This window comes from Pseudomonas sp. LPB4.O (genome assembly GCF_038383825.1).
GTDB classification, from domain to species: domain Bacteria; phylum Pseudomonadota; class Gammaproteobacteria; order Pseudomonadales; family Pseudomonadaceae; genus Aquipseudomonas; species Aquipseudomonas putida.
In genome coordinates this window covers 4,220,955-4,240,812 of sequence record NZ_CP151298.1, presented here as the reverse complement: position 1 = coordinate 4,240,812, position 19,858 = coordinate 4,220,955, and the positions used below count along the sequence as shown (strand labels likewise).

General features: G+C 61.5%; 14 protein-coding genes and 1 pseudogene. 4 read left to right on the top strand and 11 right to left on the bottom strand.

The features are described 5' to 3' along the window. Positions 1-7 precede the first annotated feature (7 nt). The 11 genes and pseudogenes from nuoH to MRBLPB4O_RS19225 all read right to left on the bottom strand — a co-directional run bounded on the left by nuoH (position 8) and on the right by MRBLPB4O_RS19225 (position 13,775). Positions 8-1,015 carry an NADH-quinone oxidoreductase subunit NuoH gene (gene nuoH / locus MRBLPB4O_RS19275; protein ID WP_012273297.1) on the bottom strand — a complete coding sequence of 336 codons (1,008 nt, stop codon included), beginning with the start codon at positions 1,013-1,015 and terminating at the stop codon, positions 8-10. After that, positions 1,012-3,726, bottom strand: a complete 2,715-nt coding sequence (gene nuoG, locus MRBLPB4O_RS19270) for an NADH-quinone oxidoreductase subunit NuoG (protein ID WP_341796305.1) — start codon at positions 3,724-3,726, stop codon at positions 1,012-1,014. The genes nuoH and nuoG overlap by 4 nt, the downstream gene beginning before the upstream one ends. A 133-nt stretch (positions 3,727-3,859) precedes the next feature. Then, positions 3,860-5,239: an NADH-quinone oxidoreductase subunit NuoF gene (gene nuoF, locus MRBLPB4O_RS19265; protein ID WP_341796304.1), complete on the bottom strand. Its 1,380-nt coding sequence runs from the start codon at positions 5,237-5,239 to the stop codon at positions 3,860-3,862. After that, complete coding sequence (gene nuoE, locus MRBLPB4O_RS19260) at positions 5,236-5,733, bottom strand: NADH-quinone oxidoreductase subunit NuoE (RefSeq protein WP_012273294.1); 498 nt, start codon at positions 5,731-5,733, stop codon at positions 5,236-5,238. Before nuoE ends, nuoF begins: the two co-directional genes overlap by 4 nt. Before the next feature lie 2 nt (positions 5,734-5,735). Continuing rightward, positions 5,736-7,517, bottom strand: coding sequence for an NADH-quinone oxidoreductase subunit C/D (gene nuoC, locus MRBLPB4O_RS19255; RefSeq protein WP_019470487.1), 1,782 nt, complete (start codon positions 7,515-7,517; stop codon positions 5,736-5,738). Between the two features lie 79 nt (positions 7,518-7,596). Next, complete coding sequence (locus MRBLPB4O_RS19250) at positions 7,597-8,274, bottom strand: NADH-quinone oxidoreductase subunit B (protein WP_012313769.1); 678 nt, start codon at positions 8,272-8,274, stop codon at positions 7,597-7,599. 10 nt (positions 8,275-8,284) lie between these two features. Continuing rightward, on the bottom strand, positions 8,285-8,698 hold the full coding sequence (locus MRBLPB4O_RS19245; protein ID WP_003251427.1) for an NADH-quinone oxidoreductase subunit A: 414 nt from the start codon (positions 8,696-8,698) through the stop codon (positions 8,285-8,287). Positions 8,699-9,080: 382 nt separating this feature from the next. After that, a pseudogene (locus MRBLPB4O_RS19240) lies at positions 9,081-9,338 on the bottom strand (lysoplasmalogenase family protein); the annotation flags it as partial. A 341-nt stretch (positions 9,339-9,679) separates the two neighbouring features. Beyond that, the gene (locus tag MRBLPB4O_RS19235; RefSeq protein WP_341796303.1) at positions 9,680-10,951 is read right to left on the bottom strand and encodes a delta-60 repeat domain-containing protein; all 1,272 of its coding nucleotides are present in this window, start codon (positions 10,949-10,951) and stop codon (positions 9,680-9,682) included. Between the two features lie 240 nt (positions 10,952-11,191). Further along, positions 11,192-12,517: an isocitrate lyase gene (gene aceA, locus MRBLPB4O_RS19230; protein WP_341796302.1), complete on the bottom strand. Its 1,326-nt coding sequence runs from the start codon at positions 12,515-12,517 to the stop codon at positions 11,192-11,194. Positions 12,518-13,010: 493 nt separating this feature from the next. After that, complete coding sequence (locus MRBLPB4O_RS19225) at positions 13,011-13,775, bottom strand: secretin N-terminal domain-containing protein (protein ID WP_341796301.1); 765 nt, start codon at positions 13,773-13,775, stop codon at positions 13,011-13,013. 124 nt (positions 13,776-13,899) lie between these two features. Between MRBLPB4O_RS19225 and MRBLPB4O_RS19220 the strand changes: the two genes are divergently transcribed. From MRBLPB4O_RS19220 to MRBLPB4O_RS19205, 4 genes are all read left to right on the top strand, one after another. After that, entirely contained in the window at positions 13,900-15,075 is a 1,176-nt protein-coding gene (locus tag MRBLPB4O_RS19220; protein WP_341796300.1) for a hypothetical protein, read from the top strand. 53 nt (positions 15,076-15,128) lie between these two features. After that, on the top strand, positions 15,129-16,838 hold the full coding sequence (locus MRBLPB4O_RS19215) for a S8/S53 family peptidase (protein WP_341796299.1): 1,710 nt from the start codon (positions 15,129-15,131) through the stop codon (positions 16,836-16,838). 83 nt (positions 16,839-16,921) lie between these two features. Further along, positions 16,922-18,364, top strand: a complete 1,443-nt coding sequence (locus tag MRBLPB4O_RS19210; RefSeq protein WP_341796298.1) for a SulP family inorganic anion transporter — start codon at positions 16,922-16,924, stop codon at positions 18,362-18,364. A 104-nt stretch (positions 18,365-18,468) separates the two neighbouring features. Continuing rightward, a protein-coding gene (locus MRBLPB4O_RS19205; protein WP_341796297.1) for an IS3 family transposase occupies positions 18,469-19,829 on the top strand; the annotation gives its coding sequence in 2 pieces (ribosomal slippage) (positions 18,469-18,937 and positions 18,937-19,829; 1,362 coding nt in all). Positions 19,830-19,858 lie beyond the last annotated feature (29 nt).

Sequence of the window (19,858 nt, the reverse complement as noted above, 5' to 3'; positions counted from 1 at the left end):
CAAATCCTCACTGGGCCGCGACGGCTGGCGTGTTGTAGAGCACGATCGCAGCGGTCACCAGCAAATTGATCAGGGTCAGCGGCAGGCAGAACTTCCAGCTGAAGTCCATCACCTGGTCATAGCGCGGGCGCGGGATCGAGGCGCGCAGCAGGATGAACAGCATGATGAAGAACGCGGTCTTCAGGGCGAACCACAGGAACGGCACTTGCGGCAGGATGCCGAACGGGCCGTGCCAGCCACCGAAGAACAGGGTTACCAGCAGCGCCGAGATGAGGATGATGCCGATGTACTCACCGACGAAGAACATGCCCCATTTCATGCCGGCATACTCGATGTGGTAGCCGTCGGCCAGCTCCTGTTCTGCTTCCGGCTGGTCGAACGGGTGACGGTGAGTCACGGCGACGCCAGCGATGAAGAAGGTGCAGAAGCCGAAGAACTGCGGAATGATGAACCACAGGTTCTGCGCCTGGTACTCGACGATGTCGCGCATGTTGAACGAGCCTACCTGCACCACCACGCCCATCAGCGCCAGGCCCAGGAACACTTCGTACGACACGGTCTGTGCCGAAGCACGCAAGCTGCCCAGCAGGGCGTACTTGTTGTTCGACGACCAGCCGGCGAACAGCACCGCGTAGACCGACAGGCCGGCCATGGCGAAGAAGAACAGCAGGCCGATGTTCAGGTCGGCAACGCCCCAGCCCGGTGTGATCGGGATGATCGAGAAGCCGATCAGCAGGGCGCTCATGGCCACGACCGGCGCCAGGGTGAAGATCATCTTGTCGACGAAGGGCGGGTTCCAGTCTTCCTTGAAGAACATCTTCAGCATGTCGGCAGCGATCTGGAACATGCCGAACGGGCCAACGCGGTTCGGGCCGTAGCGGTCCTGCCACCAGCCCAGCAAGCGGCGCTCGACGAAGCTGAGCAGGGCGCCGCAGACCACCACGGCCAGCAGCACCACGATAGCCTTGACGACCTGGATGATCACGTCGATCACTTCGGGGGTGAACCAGCTCATTGTGCTGCCTCCTGCAGACCTTCGACGGATGCACCGAAGATGGCAGGCGGGATGCCGGCCAGGCCTTTCGGCAACGCGACCAGGCCAGCGCCCAGTTCTTCATTGATACGCAGCGGCAGGCGCAGGGCCACACCGGCAACGTTCAGGCTCAGCAGAGCACCGTCGTTGACACCCAGGCGGTCGGCTTCGGACTTGGCCAGGGCCACGTAGGCAGCCGGGATGCGCTGTTGCACCGGGGCGGCGCGCGACGAGCTTTCCTCGCTGCCGAACAGGTGGAAGAACGGCACGGCAGTCCAGGTGCCACGGGCCGGGTTGAAGGCACCCGGAATGGCGCTGAACCAGCTCAGGCGGTCGCCTTGCGGCTCGATCAGGCGCACGCCCGGGTCACCGGCACGCAGGTGGCCACCGACCTCGTCCTGGAACTTGTTCCAGGCTTGCGGCGAGTTCCAGCCCGGCGACCAGGCGAACGGCACCTGCTGGCGCGGTTCGGCGGAGCCCGAGTAGCCTTCCATCGAGAAGGCGAACGCGGTGTCCTTGTCTTGCGGGGTGCGCGGTTCGTGCACGCTGATGTTGGCGCGCATGGCAGTACGGCCGGAATAACGCAGCGGCTCGCGGGCCAGCTTCATGCCCTTGATGCGGAACGCGGCGCTTGGCGCGGCGTTGACGATGCCGGCCAGTTGCGGGGCGGCTTCGGCACAGGCGCTGGTAACGTGGTCCAGCTGGGTCCAGTCGACCGGCTTGTTCAGCAGGGTGGCACGCAGGGCGTGCATCCAGCGCCAGCCCTCGTGAATCTGGATGCTGCTGTCCAGGTATTGCGGGTCGAACACCTGGAAGAAGCGCTGGGCGCGGCCTTCCTGGCTGACCAGGGTACCGTCGCCTTCGGCGAACGAGGCCGCTGGCAGTACCAGGTGGGCACGGTCGACAGTGGCGGTTTTGGAGTGGTCGGCAACGATCACCACCTTGGCTGCAGCCAGGGCAGCGTCGACCTTGGCGGCCGGTACGCGGGCGTACAGGTCGTTTTCCAGTACAACGATGGCGTCGGCTTTGCCGCTGATGACCGCGTCCAGCGCGGCATCGATGGACTCTCCACCGAGCATGGCCAGGCCGATGCTGTTGGCCTCAGGCACCACCAGGCTCAGCGAGCCGTTCTTCTCGCGCAGCTTGAGGGCCTTGGCGATGTTGGCGGCGGCTTCGATCAGCGCCGGGTCAGCCAGGGAAGTACCGGCAACGACCAGTGGGCGCTTGGCAGCGACCAAGGCGTCGGCGATGCGCTGGGCCAGGGCCTTGGCTTCGTCGTCCAGGCCGGCAACGGCAGGTGCGCTCGGGTCGATGGCATGGGCCACGGCGAAACCGATGCGGGCCAGGTCGGCCGGGGCGGCGTGCACGCACTCTTCGGCGACGTCGTCCAGCTTGGTTTCAGCCAGGGAGGCGATGAACAGCGGGTACAGCGCGTGCTGGCCGATGTTCTTCACCGCGGCGTCGAGCCACGGCTGCACTTTCATCGCTTCGGCCATGGCCTCGGCCTTGCCTTTGGTGGCCTGGCGTACAGCCAGGGCGACGCGGGCAGCGGTCTGGGACAGGTCTTCACCGAGCACGAACACGGCGTCGTGGTCTTCGATGTCGCGCAGCGTTGGCACCGGCAGCGGGCTGTTGTTCAGCACGTTCAGGGCCAGGCGCACGCGGGCCAGTTCGCCTGCTTCCATGCCGGAGTAGAAGTACTCGGCGCCGACCAGCTCACGCAGGCCGTAGTTGCTTTCGAGGCTGGCGCGTGGCGAGCCGATACCGACGATGGTGCGGCCGCGCAGCAGGTCGGCGGCCTTGTCCAGGGCGGCGTCCAGGCCCAGCTTGGTGCCGTCGGCCAGGTGTGGCTGGCGTGGGCGATCCTTGCGGTTGACGTAGCCGTAACCGAAGCGGCCACGGTCGCACAGGAAGTACTGGTTGACCGAGCCGTTGAAGCGGTTTTCGATCCGGCGCAGTTCGCCATAGCGCTCGCCGGGGCTGATGTTGCAGCCGCTGGAGCAGCCGTGGCAGATGCTTGGGGCGAACTGCATGTCCCACTTGCGGTTGTAACGCTCGGAGTGGGTCTTGTCGGTGAATACGCCGGTCGGGCAGACCTCGGTCAGGTTGCCGGAGAATTCGCTCTCCAGCACGCCGTCTTCGACGCGGCCGAAGTACACGTTGTCGTGAGCGCCGTAGACGCCCAGGTCGGTACCGCCGGCGTAGTCCTTGTAGTAGCGCACGCAGCGGTAGCAGGCGATGCAGCGGTTCATCTCATGGGCGATGAACGGGCCGAGGTCCTGGTTCTGGTGGGTACGCTTGGTGAAACGGTAGCGGCGCTCGTTGTGGCCGGTCATTACCGTCATGTCTTGCAGGTGGCAGTGACCGCCTTCCTCGCACACCGGGCAGTCGTGCGGGTGGTTGGTCATCAGCCATTCGACGACGCTGGCGCGAAACGCCTTGGACTCGTCATCTTCGATGGAAATCCAGGTGCCGTCGGAAGCAGGGGTCATGCAGGACATGACGATACGACCACGGGTGTCGTTCTCGTCGGTGTACTGCTTGACCGCGCACTGCCGGCAGGCGCCAACGCTACCAAGCGCCGGGTGCCAGCAGAAATAAGGGATGTCGAGGCCTAGCGACAGACACGCCTGTAACAGGTTGTCTGCACCGTTGACTTCGAGCGCTTTGCCGTCTACGTGGATAGTGGCCATTGTTCAAAGTTCTTCGTTGGCCCGCGTGAGCGGGCGTGGCTAATGGAAATCGGTGGGCTTGCGACACGCCGCGAATGAATCGGGCCTGTCGGCAAGCTGGCGAGTGGCACGGACCACCCGCCTAATCATCTTGTTATGCGCCGACCACGATCGGCCCGGCCTGGATTGGCTTGGCCAGGTTTGGGCGCAGGGTGTCACCAGCGGATGCTGGGGCGACACCGGCCTCGAACTCGGACCGGAAGTATTTGATGGCACTGCCCAGCGGCTCGACGGCACCCGGTGCGTGAGCACAGAAGGTACGGCCTGGGCCGAGGAAGTTGACCAGCCCCAGAAGCGTCTCGATGTCTTCGGCACGGCCTTGCCCGTTTTCCAGTGCGCGCAGCATCTTCACGCTCCACGGCAGGCCGTCACGGCATGGCGTGCACCAGCCGCACGACTCGCGGGCGAAGAACTCTTCCATGTTGCGCAGCAGCGAGACCATGTTGACGCTGTCGTCTACCGCCATGGCCAGGCCAGTACCCATACGGGTGCCGACCTTGGCGATGCCGCCGGCGTACATTTGCGCGTCGAGGTGCTCGGGCAGCAGGAAGCCGGTACCGGCGCCGCCTGGCTGCCAGCACTTGAGCTTGAAGCCGTCGCGCATGCCACCGGCGTAGTCTTCGAACAGCTCGCGGGCGGTGACGCCGAACGGCAGCTCCCACAGGCCCGGGTTCTTCACCTTGCCAGAGAAGCCCATCAGCTTGGTGCCGTGGTCTTCGCTGCCTTCGCGGGCCAGCGACTTGTACCAGTCGTTGCCGTTGGCGACGATGGCCGGCACGTTGCACAGGGTTTCGACGTTGTTCACGCAAGTCGGCTTGCCCCATACGCCCACGGCGGCAGGGAAGGGCGGCTTGGAGCGCGGGTTGGCGCGGCGGCCTTCCAGCGAGTTGATCAGTGCGGTTTCTTCACCGCAGATGTAGCGGCCGGCACCGGTGTGCACGAACAGCTCGAAATCAAAACCGGAGCCCAGGATGTTCTTGCCCAGCAGGCCGGCGGCCTTGGCTTCATCGATGGCGCGGTTGAGGTTTTTCGCAGCAGTGGTGTATTCGCCACGCAGGAAGATGTAGCCACGGTAGGCCTTCAGGGCGCGGGCGCTGATCAGCATGCCCTCGACCAGCAGATGGGGCTGTTGCTCCATCAGCATGCGGTCCTTCCAGGTGTTCGGCTCCATTTCGTCCGCGTTGCACAGCAGGTAGCGGATGTTCATGGATTCGTCTTTGGGCATCAGGCCCCACTTCACGCCAGTGGGGAAGCCTGCGCCGCCTCGGCCCTTGAGGCCGGAGTCCTTGACGGTCTGCACGATGTCGTCCTGCGACATCTCGCCCAACGCCTTGCGGGCAGCGGCGTAACCGTTCTTGGCCTGATACTCGGCAAGCCACACAGGCTCGCCGTCGTCACGCAGGCGCCAGGTCAGCGGGTGGGTTTCGGCCGAACGCGCAATGCGGTTGGCCGGGCCGAAGGAAGTAATGGTCATACGTAACCCTCCAGCAGTTTGGTGACGCCAGCGGGCTGCACGTCGCCAAAGGTGTCGTCGTCGATCATCAGCGCCGGGGCCTTGTCGCAGTTGCCAAGGCAGCACACCGGCAGCAGGGTGAAGCGGCCGTCGGCGGTGGTCTGGCCGAGGCCGATACCCAGCTCGCTCTGGATCTGGCTGACGACCGATTCATGGCCGCCGATGTAGCAGACCATGCTGTCGCACACGCGGATGATGTGGCGGCCGACCGGCTGGCGGAAAATCTGGCTGTAGAAGGTGGCTACACCCTCGACGTCGCTGGCCGGGATGCCCAGCACCTCGCCGATGGCGTGGATGGCGCCGTCCGGCACCCAGCCACGTTCCTTCTGGACGATCTTCAAGGCTTCGATGGACGCCGCGCGCGGGTCCTCGTAGTGATGCATCTCGTGCTCGATGGCCGAGCGCTCTGTTTCGCTCAGGGCGAAACGGTCTGTCTGGATAAGCGTGCTGTTCATGCTTAGCGGTCCACGTCAGCCATAACGAAGTCGATACTGCCCAGGTACGCAATGAGGTCGGCAACCATGCTGCCTTTGATCACCGAAGGGATCTGCTGCAGGTGCGGGTAGCTCGGGGTACGGATCCGGGTGCGGTAGCTCATGGTGCCGCCATCGCTCGTCAGGTAGTAACTGTTGATGCCCTTGGTCGCCTCGATCATCTGGAACGACTCGTTGGCCGGCATGACCGGGCCCCACGAGACTTGCAGGAAGTGCGTGATGAGGGTCTCGATGTGCTGCAGGGTGCGCTCTTTCGGTGGCGGCGTGGTCAGCGGGTGATCCGCCTTGTACGGGCCTTCCGGCATGTTGCGCAGGCACTGGTCGATGATGCGGATACTCTGGCGCATCTCCTCGACACGGACCATGCAGCGATCATAGGCATCGCCGTTGTGGGCCAGCGGTACTTCGAATTCGAAGTTCTCGTAGCCGGAGTAGGGGCGGGCTTTGCGAAGGTCGAAATCGCAACCGGTGGAGCGCAGGCCGGCACCGGTGGTGCCCCATTCCAGGGCTTCCTTGGTGTTGTACGCGGCAACGCCAATGGTACGGCCCTTGAGGATGCTGTTCTGCAGGGCAGCCTTGGTGTACTCGTCCAGGCGCTTTGGCAGCCAGTCGACGAAGTCCTTGACCAGTTTCTCCCAGCCGCGCGGCAGGTCGTGGGCGACGCCACCGATGCGGTACCAGGCCGGGTGCAGGCGGAAACCGGTGATCGCTTCGATCACGGTGTAGGCGCGCTGGCGGTCGGTGAAGGTGAAGAACACCGGGGTCATGGCGCCCACGTCCTGGATGTAGGTACCCAGGAACAGCAGGTGGCTGGTGATGCGGAAGAACTCGGCCAGCATCACGCGAATCACGTCGACCTTCTGCGGCACCTTGATGCCTGCCAGCTTTTCCACCGCCAGTACGTACGGCAGGTTGTTCATCACCCCGCCGAGGTAGTCGATACGGTCGGTGTAGGGGATGAAGCTGTGCCAGGACTGGCGCTCGGCCATTTTCTCGGCGCCACGGTGGTGGTAGCCGATGTCCGGTACGCAGTCGACGATCTCTTCACCGTCCAGCTGCAGGACGATACGGAACGCACCGTGCGCCGAAGGGTGGTTGGGGCCGAGGTTGAGGAACATGTAGTCCTCGTTGGCGCCCTGACGCTTCATGCCCCAGGCTTCAGGGTTGAAGCGCGCCGACTCTTCTTCAAGCTGTTGCTTGGCCAGGGTCAGGCTGTAGGGGTCGAACTCGGTGGCACGGGCCGGGTAGTCCTTGCGCAGCGGGTGGCCTTCCCAGGTGGGCGGCATCATGATGCGGCTGAGGTGCGGGTGCCCGGCAAAGTCGATGCCGAACATGTCCCACACTTCGCGCTCGTACCAGTTGGCGTTTGGCCAGATACCGGTCACGGTCGGCAGGTTCAGGTCGCCTTCGCTCAGCGACACCTTGATCATCACGTCGCTGTTACGCTCGATCGACAGCAGGTGGTAGAACACGCTGAAGTCGGCGGCCGGCAGGCCACGGCGCTGGGTGCGCAGGCGTTCGTCGACGCCGTGCAGGTCGTACAGCATGCTGTAAGGCTTGGCGACACCGCGCAGGAAGCTGAGCACCTCTTTGAGCTGGGCGCGTTTGACCCACAGCACGGGCATGCCGGTGCGGGTTTCCTGGGCGACGAATGCCTCGGCGCCAAAACGGTTGTTCAGTTCGACGACCACATCCTGGTCGTCAGCCTTGTAGGGCGGAATATAAATAGCGTTGTCCGCTGTCATGGTCTCGGTCGCTTTGGGTCAACGTTAAGAATGAAGCCAGGCCGCCGGCTCCAGGGGGAGCGGGCGGCAGGTCGCTGGATCAGACTTCGTCGGGGCTGCGCAGGTTGGTAACTGCAATGCGCTGCTCACGACGCAGGTCTTTCTGGGCTGGCATCTCGGCACGGTAAATACCTTGATCACCAACAACCCAGGAGAGCGGGCGTCGTTCTTGGCCGATCGACTCCTGCAGCAGCATCAAGCCTTGCAGGAAAGCCTCAGGGCGTGGCGGGCAGCCAGGCACATAGACGTCCACGGGGAGGAACTTGTCGACCCCCTGAACGACCGAGTAGATGTCGTACATGCCACCGGAGTTGGCGCACGAACCCATGGAGATGACCCATTTCGGCTCGAGCATCTGCTCGTAGAGGCGCTGGATGATCGGCGCCATCTTGATGAAGCAGGTACCGGCGATGACCATGAAGTCGGCCTGACGCGGCGACGCCCGGATGACTTCGGCGCCGAAGCGGGCGATGTCGTGGGGTGCCGTGAAGGCCGTGGTCATTTCCACGTAGCAGCAGGACAGGCCGAAGTTGTACGGCCAGAGGGAGTTCTTGCGACCCCAGTTGACCGCGCCACGCAGCACATCTTCGAGTTTCCCCATGTAGATGTTCTTGTGGACCTGGTCCTCTAGCAGCTGATCGGTGACGGTTTCCCGTTCACCTACCGGGTACTGCTCGTTAGGCGCATCCGGATCGATTCTGGTGAGATTGTATTGCATTGCCAAAGCCTCATTGTTTCAGCTTCGCTTGCCGCTTGCGGCGACCTTCGGGAGCCCAATCAAGAGCACCGACGCGCCATAGGTAGACAAGACCTGCCAACAGAATTGCTATGAAAACGAGCGCTTCGACGAACCCGGTCCAGCCGCTTTCGCGGACGGACACAGACCATGCAAAGAGAAAGAGGGCTTCGATATCGAAGATCACGAACAGCATCGCGACCAGATAGAATTTGGCGGACAGGCGCAGGCGGGCGCTGCCGACGGGCAGCATGCCGGATTCGAAGGGTTCGTTCTTGGCGCGGCCCCAGGCCTTGCTACCGAGCAGGCTGGACAGGCCGAGCATGAAGGCGCACAGGCCGACGACACCCAGGAGGAAGATGGCAAAGCCCCAGTTGTGGGCGATGAGTCCTGCCGAATCGGACATGCTAGAGATCCTTATACAGAGACCCAGCTCTGCAGTCTGAAATAAGTAAAGCGGCGACGTGGTGTCGCAGGTGCAGTGACCAAATGTCGCAGCTGAATCAATCGCGCTGATTTTATGGGTAAAGCCGGTGCAAGTAAAATTTCTGTCGCAAATTTATTCGTAGGATTAAGAACAAAAGGCACTCGTAAATGGCTGAAAGCCTTGAAATTCGGGCATTGCGTGCGGTTTTGTTAATTATGTTTCTTGCGACTGGTAACGAATTCCAAGTTTCGTAATGATAATTAATATCATTTGACCTGATGCTATGTAATTTGGCTGTTCTGCGCCTTGTAAAGTTCCTCCGGCGATTCCCCCCTACTTGCAAATGCGAAAGACTCCTGTTCTAGCAGCTTCCGACACTGCGCGCACCGCTCTGGGTCAATACTTTATCGGTTGAGCGGTGACGGGCTGATGAAGCAATCGCCCACTGGCCGAGCCAGTAGGTGAGGATGATCAGGTACGGCGCGGCGGCGAACGGGCTGACGAAGCGGTCGATGCCGATCAGGCTGTCTGAGCTCACGAGCCGGCCGGCACCGAACACCGCCAAACCGCTGCAGGCCAAGGCGCGCCAGAGCGTGGTGTTGATGGCCGGGGCGTATATATAGAGAGCGGCGGCAGCCAGGGTGAGAATCATCAGGCCGCTTGGCAGAGGTCCTTGCTGCTGCGCTGCCTCAAGCATAGACCTGATCCTGGGTTTTGCTGGTCATGCCTTTGGATTGTAGGGGGCATAGGTTTGGTGACAGGTATGCGGCGCCTGCGGGAGAGCGCCGCTCGCGCGACACCGCAAACCTTACGACAGGCACCATGTCGCCCTGGGCAATGGGTAGCCCCCCCAAAAAAAACAAAGGCCCAGTGCTTTCAAAAGCACCGGGCCTTTGTTCAACAGCAACCCACTAGCAGTGGAACTGTTCTTCCTTGTCGCCGATCGGCCCCGCTTTTGTTTCAGGCGCCGAGGCGTACCACGTAGAGGCCGTTTTTGGTATCTGTCGCAAGCTTGAGATTGCAGGCGACAAGCGGTTGACCATTGCGTTGGCAGCGGATCCATGAGGCCATCCCGCGCTCTCCGACGAAGGCCCAGCCACTGGCGCCATAATCATGGTCAGGTTTGCCGTCGCTGTTGAAGCGCAGAGTGACAAAATGGCCCTCTGATTCTGCATTTTCATAAAGCACGGTCAGGTAAATTTTCTCGGCGTTGCCGGATCTGGCGTCAAAGGACAGATCTGACGCGGAGGCCATTACCGATGGGGTCTTTTCGACAATGACGGGTCTCCCTTCATTGAAACCGTTGTTCAGCGTGCCGTCGCTGTTAAACGACATGAGCGCGGTACCCTCATCGTAAGTGTTGATGTCGGTGCGGCACGCCAGCACGAAGTGATGATTGGAGGTTGACTGCTTGAGCAGCACAGGAAGCAGCGTGTGGCCTGGCGTATGCAGGTGCAGATAACCACCGTCGGCAAATGTCCTGTCGATCTTGGCGTGCTCATCGAGGCGGGTCACGATGACGTGGTTCTTGAAGTCTTCAGTAGGTAAGGGCGCGTACGCCGCATAAATACCATGTTCATTCAGTGCCAGTGCCCCCAGCAGTACTGGGTCGTTGCCGTGCGCAGCGCGCCAGTAGCCTGTGCCATTGAAGTCGGTAGCCAGGTCCCCCTTCAGCGTGATTGCAACAACGTGGTCGCGCGAGCGGAAGTAGAGCACTCCGTTCCGTATGCCCGCGCCGTCGTTGTCGTGGGAAGACGAACTGCTGTACTTGCTGGGCGATGCCAAATCGGTCGGCCAGGCCTTGGTTGTGGAGCTGACCGAAGGATAAATCCGATAGGGCTTCCCGTCCTCGCCAAAACTGGTGTCGGGCTTTCCATTGGCGTGCAAGCGAACGACGATGGGGTGATATGAATTCGGGGCGTAGTTGTAGTCGCCTACCACAAATATTCGCCCAGCTTCATCCGTAATAATCTCAGACAGCAAGACCCGCAGGGCACCTTCATATTCGATCGTTGTGACACCTTGCGAACCGAATTCGGGGTCAAGCGTACCGTCAGGCTCAAGGCATAGCAGCTTGAGGGCTGTCGCGTTTCGGGGCGCCGAGGAGATAAGTGTTTTTTGAGTTGATTGGATTATCGTGATCGGGCCGAGATGGTCGTACTTTGGGTGCGAAAAACGGCCTTGCGACGCATACGCTGGGTCCAGCTCGCCAGCGTTGAGGATGGTTGGCATGATGCGACTCCTGTTTGGGGGAGTCGCTAGCCTCTCAGAAGGTGTGGGGCTGAAAAACTGGCAATAATACTAGGCTCTGCATGAGAGGAGCCCATTAGCCCTGGCTGTTTTCCGTGGTCTTTGCGGAGAAAGCATGGCCCTGATCATGGATTTCGCTATGGCTTGTATCGACAGGCATTGGCAAAACAAAAGCCCGGAGCTTTCTCAAGCCCCGGGCTTTTGTTCAATCGCAACCCACTATCAGTGGAACTGGTCTTCCTCGGTCGAACCGGTCAGGGCAGTTACCGACGATGCGCCACCCTGGATCACGGTGGTCATGTCGTCGAAGTAACCAGTACCCACTTCCTGTTGGTGCGCCACGAAGGTGTAGCCTTTGCTAGCGTCAGCGAATTCCTGCTCTTGCAGCTTCACGTAGGCGGTCATGTCGTTGCGGGCGTAATCATGCGCCAGGTTGAACATGCCGTGCCACATGTTGTGGATGCCCGCCAGGGTGATGAACTGGTGCTTGTAGCCCATGGCCGACAGCTCGCGCTGGAACTTGGCGATGGTGGCGTCGTCCAGGTTCTTCTTCCAGTTGAAGGAAGGCGAGCAGTTGTACGACAGGATCTGGTCCGGATACTCCTTCTTGATCGCTTCGGCGAAGCGACGGGCTTCGTCCAGGTCCGGCTTGGCGGTTTCGCACCAGATCAGGTCGGCATATGGCGCGTAGGCCAGGCCGCGGGAGATGGCCTGGTCGAGGCCGGCGCGGACCTTGTAGAAGCCTTCACGGGTACGCTCGCCAATCACGAACGGCTGATCGTACGGGTCGCAGTCGCTGGTCAGCAGGTCGGCGGCGTTGGCGTCGGTACGGGCCAGGATGATGGTCGGTACGCCCGACACGTCAGCTGCCAGGCGCGCGGCCACAAGCTTCTGTACGGCTTCCTGGGTTGGTACCAGCACCTTGCCGCCCATGTGGCCGCATTTTTTAACCGACGCCAGCTGGTCTTCGAAGTGCACGCCAGCGGCGCCTGCTTCGATCATGTTCTTCATCAGCTCGTAGGCGTTCAATACGCCACCGAAACCGGCTTCGGCGTCTGCCACGATCGGCGCGAAGTAGTCGATGTAGCCTTCGTCGCCCGGGTTCTTGCCGGCTTTCCACTGGATCTGGTCGGCGCGGCGGAACGAGTTGTTGATGCGCTTGACCACGGTCGGTACCGAGTCAACCGGGTACAGCGACTGGTCAGGGTACATGGACTCGGCCGAGTTGTTGTCGGCGGCAACCTGCCAGCCGGACAGGTAGATGGCCTGGATGCCAGCCTTTACCTGCTGTACTGCCTGGCCGCCGGTCAGGGCGCCCATGCAGTTGACGAAATCTTTTTCTGGGCGGAAGGACGGGTGGGCACCTTGGGTGACCAGCTTCCACAGTTTTTCTGCACCTTGGCGGGCCAGGGTGTGCTCTGGCTGAAGGGAGCCACGCAGGCGAACGACATCAGCGGCGGTGTAGGTACGGGTCACGCCTTTCCAGCGCGGGTTCTCGGCCCAGTCTTTCTCGAGGGCTGCAATTTGCTGTTCGCGTGTCAGTGCCATGGAAATAAACCTCGTCGCATCGATCTTGGGTTAATTGTGCTGATGCTCGGGTGCAGATCAGGGCGCTTGGCGGCTGTCCTGTTCGCAGGAGTGCGGCGGCGAACGCGAAGGCTCGAAGGGGGAAGGGTGGGCAGGCCAGGCGAAGGTGTGCTCCGGCAGGTCGGCTCGTGGTTGCCTTGCTGCGGTGCTACGCGATTGCCAGTACTGCGGTGATGCGCTTCCGTCCCTCGGGACAACTTCTTCGTTGCAGTCGCAATCCCGTCGAACCGCCTTGTGGGCCGTATAGACACGAGGCGCCTCCAGGGGTGGGAGGAGCACGCCTCGAAGGCCCTTGCCAGGGCCCCTGATTAGCGGGAGCGAGGCCATCATGCCCTTGGGAAAAAGACCCTGTCAAATGTTTTGTAGTGGTTTTTTTCGCTTACTACATCTTTGGTCTAATGCGACTTGGCGGTCAGTTTCTAGGCCTTTGGTCGAGGCCTTGAGTTGCCTGGGTTCACTCGAGAAGGTCGACTTTTACCCGCAAAGTCATGTTTTCACCGCGCTGGGTGCTGTAACTGCGGCTTGACGCGCTGCGGTCGGCTTGGCTCTGCTGGTTGTAGCCGGCCAGGGTGATCCATTCGCCGAGCTTGCCGGTGATTGTCGTGTCGGTGCTTTGCACTTTCACTACATCTGCACGTTCCTGGCTGATACGGTCATTATTGGTGCTTATTTGCAGACGAACCGTGTCACCACTCAAGCTTGGCGTGACATAGAAACCTTGGGTCACATTGCGGTATTCGGTGTTGCTCTGGATGCGCCCGTAGCCGTCGGTGCTGGTGCTGGTGATCGGGATGCTCTGGCCCACCTGAATGAGCGCAGGCTGGCCTTCGCTGGCCTGCACCTGCTGCATGCCGCCGTCGCGGTTGCTGGTGCCGTAGTGGATGACGCGTGCGTTGCCGCGGTTGTCCTGGAAGTTGCTGTCGTTGTTGTCGACACTGATCAGCAGGCGCTTGGGAGCGGTGTCCAGTTGTTGCAGCAAGGCGCGCAGGTCGCCGATGCGCTCGGGGCTGGCGTTGACGATCAGCTTGTTCTCGAAAGCGCTGACCGTGCCGTCGTTGCCGATGAATGCCTGCGCGGCAGGCAGTAGTTCGGCGCTGGTGCGGTGCTGCAGCGGCACCACTTCGGTGGCGGCCTGGGCGGCGAGGCTGGCAAGCAGCAGCAGGAAAGTGAAAAGGGGGCGTAGCGGCATGTCCATGATCTCCGCAGGTGGAATCAACATGATGGCAAATTTGCTGGCCTCCTGCCGGATCTGGATCACGCCCGCGCTGTTCAGAAGGTCGTATTATCCTGATTTATCTTGTAGGCTATAAATTATAGTAGGCAAGATAATTGAGGATAATGACATGGCTCCTGTTCGCCCGCTCCTGCGCCGTGATCAACTGGCCAACGCTTTGGCCCAAGACCTGGCAGGCGAGTCGCTGATCGATTACAGCGCTGGCATGTTCCTGGCCGCGCCCCGGCGCACGGGCAAGAGCACCTTCCTCAACAATGACCTTATACCGGAATGCGTACGGCGCGGCTGGCGACCGGTTTACGTGGACCTGTGGTCGGACCGCGACGCGGCCCCGGCGCAGCTCATCAGTGGCGCCATCGGCACTGCGCTGGCCAGTTTCGAAGGTGCGCTGGCCAGGACCGCGAAAAAGGCTGGTATTGAAAAAATAAACCTGCTGCGCACCCTGAGCTGGGATTTCACCCGCCCGCAACTGCCTGCGGGTACTACCTTGGCGCAGGCACTTTCCGTGTTGCATCAAGTGTCAGGGCAGATGGTAGTGCTGATCATCGACGAGGCTCAGCACGCCCTTAACAGCGAAGATGGCCTCAATGCGATGTTCGCGCTGAAAGCTGCACGTGACCACCTCAACCGTGGCGACCGTCCGGATGGCTTGCGCCTGGTGTTCACCGGCTCCAGCCGCGACAAGCTGGCCAACCTGGTACTTAAGAGCAAGCAGCCGTTCTTTGGTGCCACCATCACGCCCTTCCCATTACTGGGGCGTGAATATGTCGAATTCATCACGGGCTTGTGGAACCGGCGCCTGGCCGATAGCAATCAGTTCAAGGTAGAGGACCTGGCGTACGCTTTCGAGCTGGTGGGCCGTCGCCCGGAAATGCTCAACAAGCTGTTGGCCGAAGTCAGCGTCGGCCTCGGTGAAGCGGCCAACTTGGGCGATCTGCTGCGCACTGGGGCACTCAACCATCAGGCTGGTGTCTGGAGTGACTACGAAAGTGCCTGGAACGAGCTTTCGCCGTTGCAGCAGGCGGTGCTTGAGGTAATGGCCGAGCGCACGCTAGGCCGACATCCGTTCTCGCCGTTCACAGAGCAGACCTTGATCGACATCAGACGCAAGCTGGAGCAGGCCCAGGCAGAAGTCAACGCCAATACGCCTAACGTACAGAAGGCCCTCGATGCCCTGCGCGACAAGGAGCTGGTGTGGAAGGCCAATCGTGGCGAGTACGCGCTGGAGGATGCTTCCATGGCTGAATGGCTTGCCCGCGACAAGGCAGTTGCTGGCCGCAGCTGAACCTTTGAGTTGTCCCGCCAGTCGCACTCAGAGGGAGTGCATGGGGTGATCGCATGAGGGGTGGCCTGTTCTTGCTGTTGTGGCTTTGTAGCCTTGGTGCAGAGGCAGCAGCTGATGTGCTGCGCATCAAGCAACTGCAGCGTTGCGGCGACCTGCTGGGCGAAGGCGGGCAGCAATGGTGCCTGCGTGCCGAGGGGCTCGGTGCAGATGTGCCCAAGGTATGGCTGGGCGGTGTGCGACTGCCAACAGCCGATATCGAACGCAAAGGTGACCGGCTTATCCTGAACCTGGCGAAACAAGCCCAGCGCAGCGCGCCCTTGTGGCTGGAATACGGTGGCCGCACCAGCAACCCGATATGGCTGACCCGCCAGCGCAGTCATGTTGTTGCCGCAGGGCCTGATGAAGTGGCGAAGAACATGGATGGGCTGACTACCTATGTCGACCTGGTCAGCCTGTTGATCGAAGAAAAACACGACGGCTTTGGCGAGGCCCGGCGCATTGCCGGGAAATACGGCGCCCAGGTTGTCGGTGCCATACCACCGCTGAATGTCTACCAGCTGCGTTTGCCGGTGGACGACCTGGTGCAGCGTGACGCGATGATCCTGCGCATGGGCAGTGAGGTCAGCGTGGATGCCGTGATTGTCGAGGAGTCCGCCCCGGAGCGTGGGGAAGAGGGCAGCGGGCGCGACAGCCGCGCCATTGACCAGGCAGACGAATGGGCCGCCAACCGCTTCATGGACGCGCTGTATTTCTACCAGCGACGGATTGGCGCTTCGCGCTTGCCGGTGCAGCCCGTGCGGGTCGGGGTCATCGAGCGCGAAGTGGACTTTGACGCCCCGGGGTTCAGCCAATACCGAGGCGGCTGCGAACAGGGTCAGACGTGCCTGTTCGCTCGCGACGGTGATCGCCCGACAAGCCACGGCAGCCATGTCGCAGGCATTCTCGCCGCGCAGGGTGAGGGTTTTTTACCGGGGCTGGGCAAGCACAGCCCTGGCTTCGAGGTGATTGTAGAGCGCAACTCGGATGCAGGTATCACCGCCAACATCGCTGCATCGGTGAACCTGGTCGAGGATGGCGTGCGGGTGCTGAACTGGAGCTGGGGCATCCACAGGGTCGGCGCACGCGATGTCAACGGTGATGAGGTCGATTCGCTGGTGCGTTCCGGGCTGGCGATGAGTGGCTACGAGGAGTTGCTTGAGGAGTTCTTCCTCTGGCTGCGCAAAGAGCACCCGGACGTGGTGGTGGTGAATTCGGCGGGCAACGGTGCGTCGTGGTCAGGTACCGATGAATACCGCCTGCCGTCGTCGTTCATTACCGAACAACTGCTGGTGGTGGGCGGGCACCAGCGCAGCGACAAGGCGACGGCGGTCGAAGCCCCCGACCATGTGCGCAAGCGCCACAGTTCCAACATCGACATGCGCGTGGATGTCAGTGCTGCTGCCTGCATACGCCCGGCGGCGGCCGCGGCTGCGCATTGCGGCACCTCGTACGCGACACCCCTGGTGACTGCCACCGTGGCAGCGATGCTGTCGATCAACCCGGCCCTCACCCCGGAACAGGTCCGCATGCTGTTGCGGCGCAGTGCCCTGACCCTGGGCACCGAGCAGGATTTCGAGGCGATGGATGCCGAAGACCTGACGGCGCCGATCCTGCCTTCGGAGCGTGGTGGGCGCCTGAACCACCCCGACCTGGGGCGTTCGGCGCGCCTGGACATGCAGCGCGCGCTGGACCTGGCAGTGCAGAGCCGGGAGCGGGTGCGCTGAACGGTGGCCGCTGTCAGACAAATTCCGTAACATCGCGCCCCTCGTTTTTGTAACGTCCGCCCGGACTGCCTCACAGGAAGCCCATGAAGCCCGCCCGATTACGCGCCGACCTGCTCGCCGGCCTGACCACCTCGTTCGCCCTTGTGCCCGAGTGCATCGCCTTTGCCCTTGTGGCTCACCTCAATCCGCTGATGGGTCTGTATGGCGCTTTCATCATCTGCACCCTTACGGCGCTGTTTGGCGGTCGACCGGGGATGATTTCCGGCGCTGCCGGCTCGATGGCGGTGGTGATCGTTGCGCTGGTGGTGCAGCACGGCGCGCAGTATCTGCTGGCCACGGTGCTGCTGGGTGGCGTGGTGATGATCCTGTTCGGCCTGCTACGGCTGGGCAAGCTGGTACGGCTGGTGCCGTACCCGGTCATGCTCGGCTTCGTCAATGGCTTGGCCATCGTCATCGCCATGGCGCAGCTTGAGCACTTCAAGGCGGGTGAGCACTGGCTCAGCGGCGCGCCGCTGTACCTTATGATCGGCCTGGTGGCACTGACCATGGCCGTGGTCTACGTGCTGCCGAAACTTACACGTGCGGTACCGCCAGCGCTGGTGGCGATCCTGGGCGTTGGCCTGCTGGTGTACCTGCTCGGCCTGCCCACCCGCACTTTGGGCGACATGGCGCATATCGCCGGTGGCCTGCCGGGGCTGGCACTGCCGGATGTGCCCTGGAACCTGGAAACCCTGCAGATCATCGCCCCCTACGCGGTGCTGATGGCCATGGTTGGCCTGCTGGAAACCTTGCTCACCCTCAACCTGACCGATGAAGTGACCGAGAGCCGTGGCTTCCCGGACCGCGAGTGCGTGGCACTGGGCGCGGCGAACATGGTCTCGGGCCTGTGCGGTGGCATGGGCGGTTGCGCAATGATCGGCCAGACGGTGATCAACCTCAGCTCCAATGGTCGCGGCCGGCTGTCCGGGGTAGTGGCCGGGGTGATGATCTTGCTGTTCGTGTTGTTCCTGTCGCCGCTGATCGAGCGTATTCCGCTGGCGGCGCTGGTCGGGGTGATGTTCGTGGTAGCCCAGCAGACCTTTGCCTGGGCGTCGCTGCGGGTGCTGCACAAGGTGCCGGTGAACGATGTGCTGGCAATCATTGCAGTGACCGTTGTGACAGTGTTTACCGACCTGGCCATGGCGGTGCTGTTCGGCATCATCATCGCGGCGCTCAACTTTGCCTGGCAGCATGCGCGGGAGCTGTACGCCGACAGCCATGAGGACGCCGACGGCGGCAAGCGCTATCAGGTGCATGGCACGCTGTTCTTTGCCTCGACCGCGTCATTCCTCAACCAGTTCGACCCGGCCCAGGACCCGACCCAGGTCACGCTGGATTGCCAGCATTTGAGCTTTGTCGACTATTCGGCGGTTGCGGCGCTCAAGACCCTGCGTGAGCGGTATGCCAAGGCGGGCAAGCATTTGCGCGTGGTGCATTTGTCAGAGCGGTGCAAGAAGCTATTGAAGCGGGCAGGTGAGCAGCACTGAGCCTGGTTGTCACCCGTGCCGGCCTCTTCGCGGGCATGCCCGCTCCCACAGGATGGACTGCCCCCAGGAAGTTGGACACCAATCCAATTTCTTGGGGTGTTCACATGAGCAAGTACTCAGATCAATTCAAGCTCACCGCCGTCCAGGCCTACCTGGAGGGTGGTGAAGGATTTAGAACAGTAGCTCGGCGATTTGCAGTGGACTTCAGCCTGCTGCGGCGCTGGTTCTCCGCTTTCCAGAAGCATGGTCAGTTCAGCCTGCGCAAAACCGGCCAGCGGTACAGCACGGCCTACAAGCGCTCAGTCCTTGAGTACATGCACAAGCATCAGCTTTCCTTGCGCCAGACCGCCGCCCATTTTGGTCTTGGTCAGTCCTCGCAGATAGGCATTTGGGCGCGGCAGCACTACAGTGGGAGTCTGGATTTACCTGCTCCCAAGAGAAGAAAACCCGCTGCCATGTCGAAAAAGCCTTACCCCATAAAACCTACGACGTCCGATGACACCGATAAAAGCCGCGACCAGTTGCTGGCTGAGCTTGAGTGGCTGCGTATGGAGAACGCTTACCTAAAAAAGCTGGAAGAACTGAAGAAGCAGGAGCGAAGTCAGCCCAAAAAGCCCTGATCGTGTCGGCGCTCAAGGACAGGTTTCCCTTGGCCGCCGTTCTGCAACTGGCTGACTTACCTCGCAGCACGTTCTATTACCAACTTCAGGCGCAGGCCAAACCTGACAAGCATGCTGTCCTGAAACAGCTGATTCAGCGTGTCTATCACGAGGAAAAAGGGCTCTACGGTTACCGGCGTGTGACGGCGGTGATCCGCAACGCCGGCACCTTGGTTAACAAGAAGGTCGTAGAACGCTTGATGGTCGCGCTTGATCTTCGCTCACTCGTACGGCCCAAAAAGTATCGGTCGTACAAGGGCGTCGTCGGCACTATCGCGCCTAACCTGCTGGAGCGAAACTTCCTCGCGCAGCGCCCGAATCAGAAGTGGGTGACCGATGTGACCGAGTTTAAAGTAGCTGAGAAAAAGGTCTATCTCTCTCCTGTGATGGACTTGTACAACGCCGAAATCGTGGCATACGAAGTGGCCAGCAGGCCTTGCCTCGGGCTGGTTACCAACATGCTGGACAAGGCCTTCAAGCGCCTGGGAAACAAGCCGAAGCTGGTGCTTCACTCGGATCAAGGGTGGCACTACCAGCACTCCCAGTACCGCCATAAGCTGGCAGAGCGAGGACTGAACCAGAGCATGTCACGCAAAGGAAACTGCCTGGACAATGCGGCAATGGAGAGCTTTTTTGGTACGCTTAAGTCCGAGTTTTTCTACCTGAAGCGTTTCGAGAGCGTTGAAGAACTGAAAGCCGGTCTGGACGAGTACATCCACTACTACAACCATGACCGCATCAAGCTAAAGCTCAATGGCATGAGCCCTGTGGAATACAGGGCCCATGCTGCTGAGTCTGCTAGCTGAAACTGTCCAACTTTTGGGGGGCAGTCCAG

Bases quoted from the DNA above. Each gene is read 5' to 3' on its own strand.
- nuoH (WP_012273297.1), bottom strand. From the start codon at position 1,015: ATGAGCTGGTTCACCCCCGAAGTGATCGACGTGATCATCCAGGTCGTC.
- nuoG (WP_341796305.1), bottom strand. From the start codon at position 3,726: ATGGCCACTATCCACGTAGACGGCAAAGCGCTCGAAGTCAACGGTGCA.
- nuoF (WP_341796304.1), bottom strand. From the start codon at position 5,239: ATGACCATTACTTCCTTCGGCCCGGCCAACCGCATTGCGCGTTCGGCC.
- nuoE (WP_012273294.1), bottom strand. From the start codon at position 5,733: ATGAACAGCACGCTTATCCAGACAGACCGTTTCGCCCTGAGCGAAACA.
- nuoC (WP_019470487.1), bottom strand. From the start codon at position 7,517: ATGACAGCGGACAACGCTATTTATATTCCGCCCTACAAGGCTGACGAC.
- MRBLPB4O_RS19250 (WP_012313769.1), bottom strand. From the start codon at position 8,274: ATGCAATACAATCTCACCAGAATCGATCCGGATGCGCCTAACGAGCAG.
- MRBLPB4O_RS19245 (WP_003251427.1), bottom strand. From the start codon at position 8,698: ATGTCCGATTCGGCAGGACTCATCGCCCACAACTGGGGCTTTGCCATC.
- MRBLPB4O_RS19235 (WP_341796303.1), bottom strand. From the start codon at position 10,951: ATGCCAACCATCCTCAACGCTGGCGAGCTGGACCCAGCGTATGCGTCG.
- aceA (WP_341796302.1), bottom strand. From the start codon at position 12,517: ATGGCACTGACACGCGAACAGCAAATTGCAGCCCTCGAGAAAGACTGG.
- MRBLPB4O_RS19225 (WP_341796301.1), bottom strand. From the start codon at position 13,775: ATGTTGATTCCACCTGCGGAGATCATGGACATGCCGCTACGCCCCCTT.
- MRBLPB4O_RS19220 (WP_341796300.1), top strand. From the start codon at position 13,900: ATGGCTCCTGTTCGCCCGCTCCTGCGCCGTGATCAACTGGCCAACGCT.
- MRBLPB4O_RS19215 (WP_341796299.1), top strand. From the start codon at position 15,129: ATGAGGGGTGGCCTGTTCTTGCTGTTGTGGCTTTGTAGCCTTGGTGCA.
- MRBLPB4O_RS19210 (WP_341796298.1), top strand. From the start codon at position 16,922: ATGAAGCCCGCCCGATTACGCGCCGACCTGCTCGCCGGCCTGACCACC.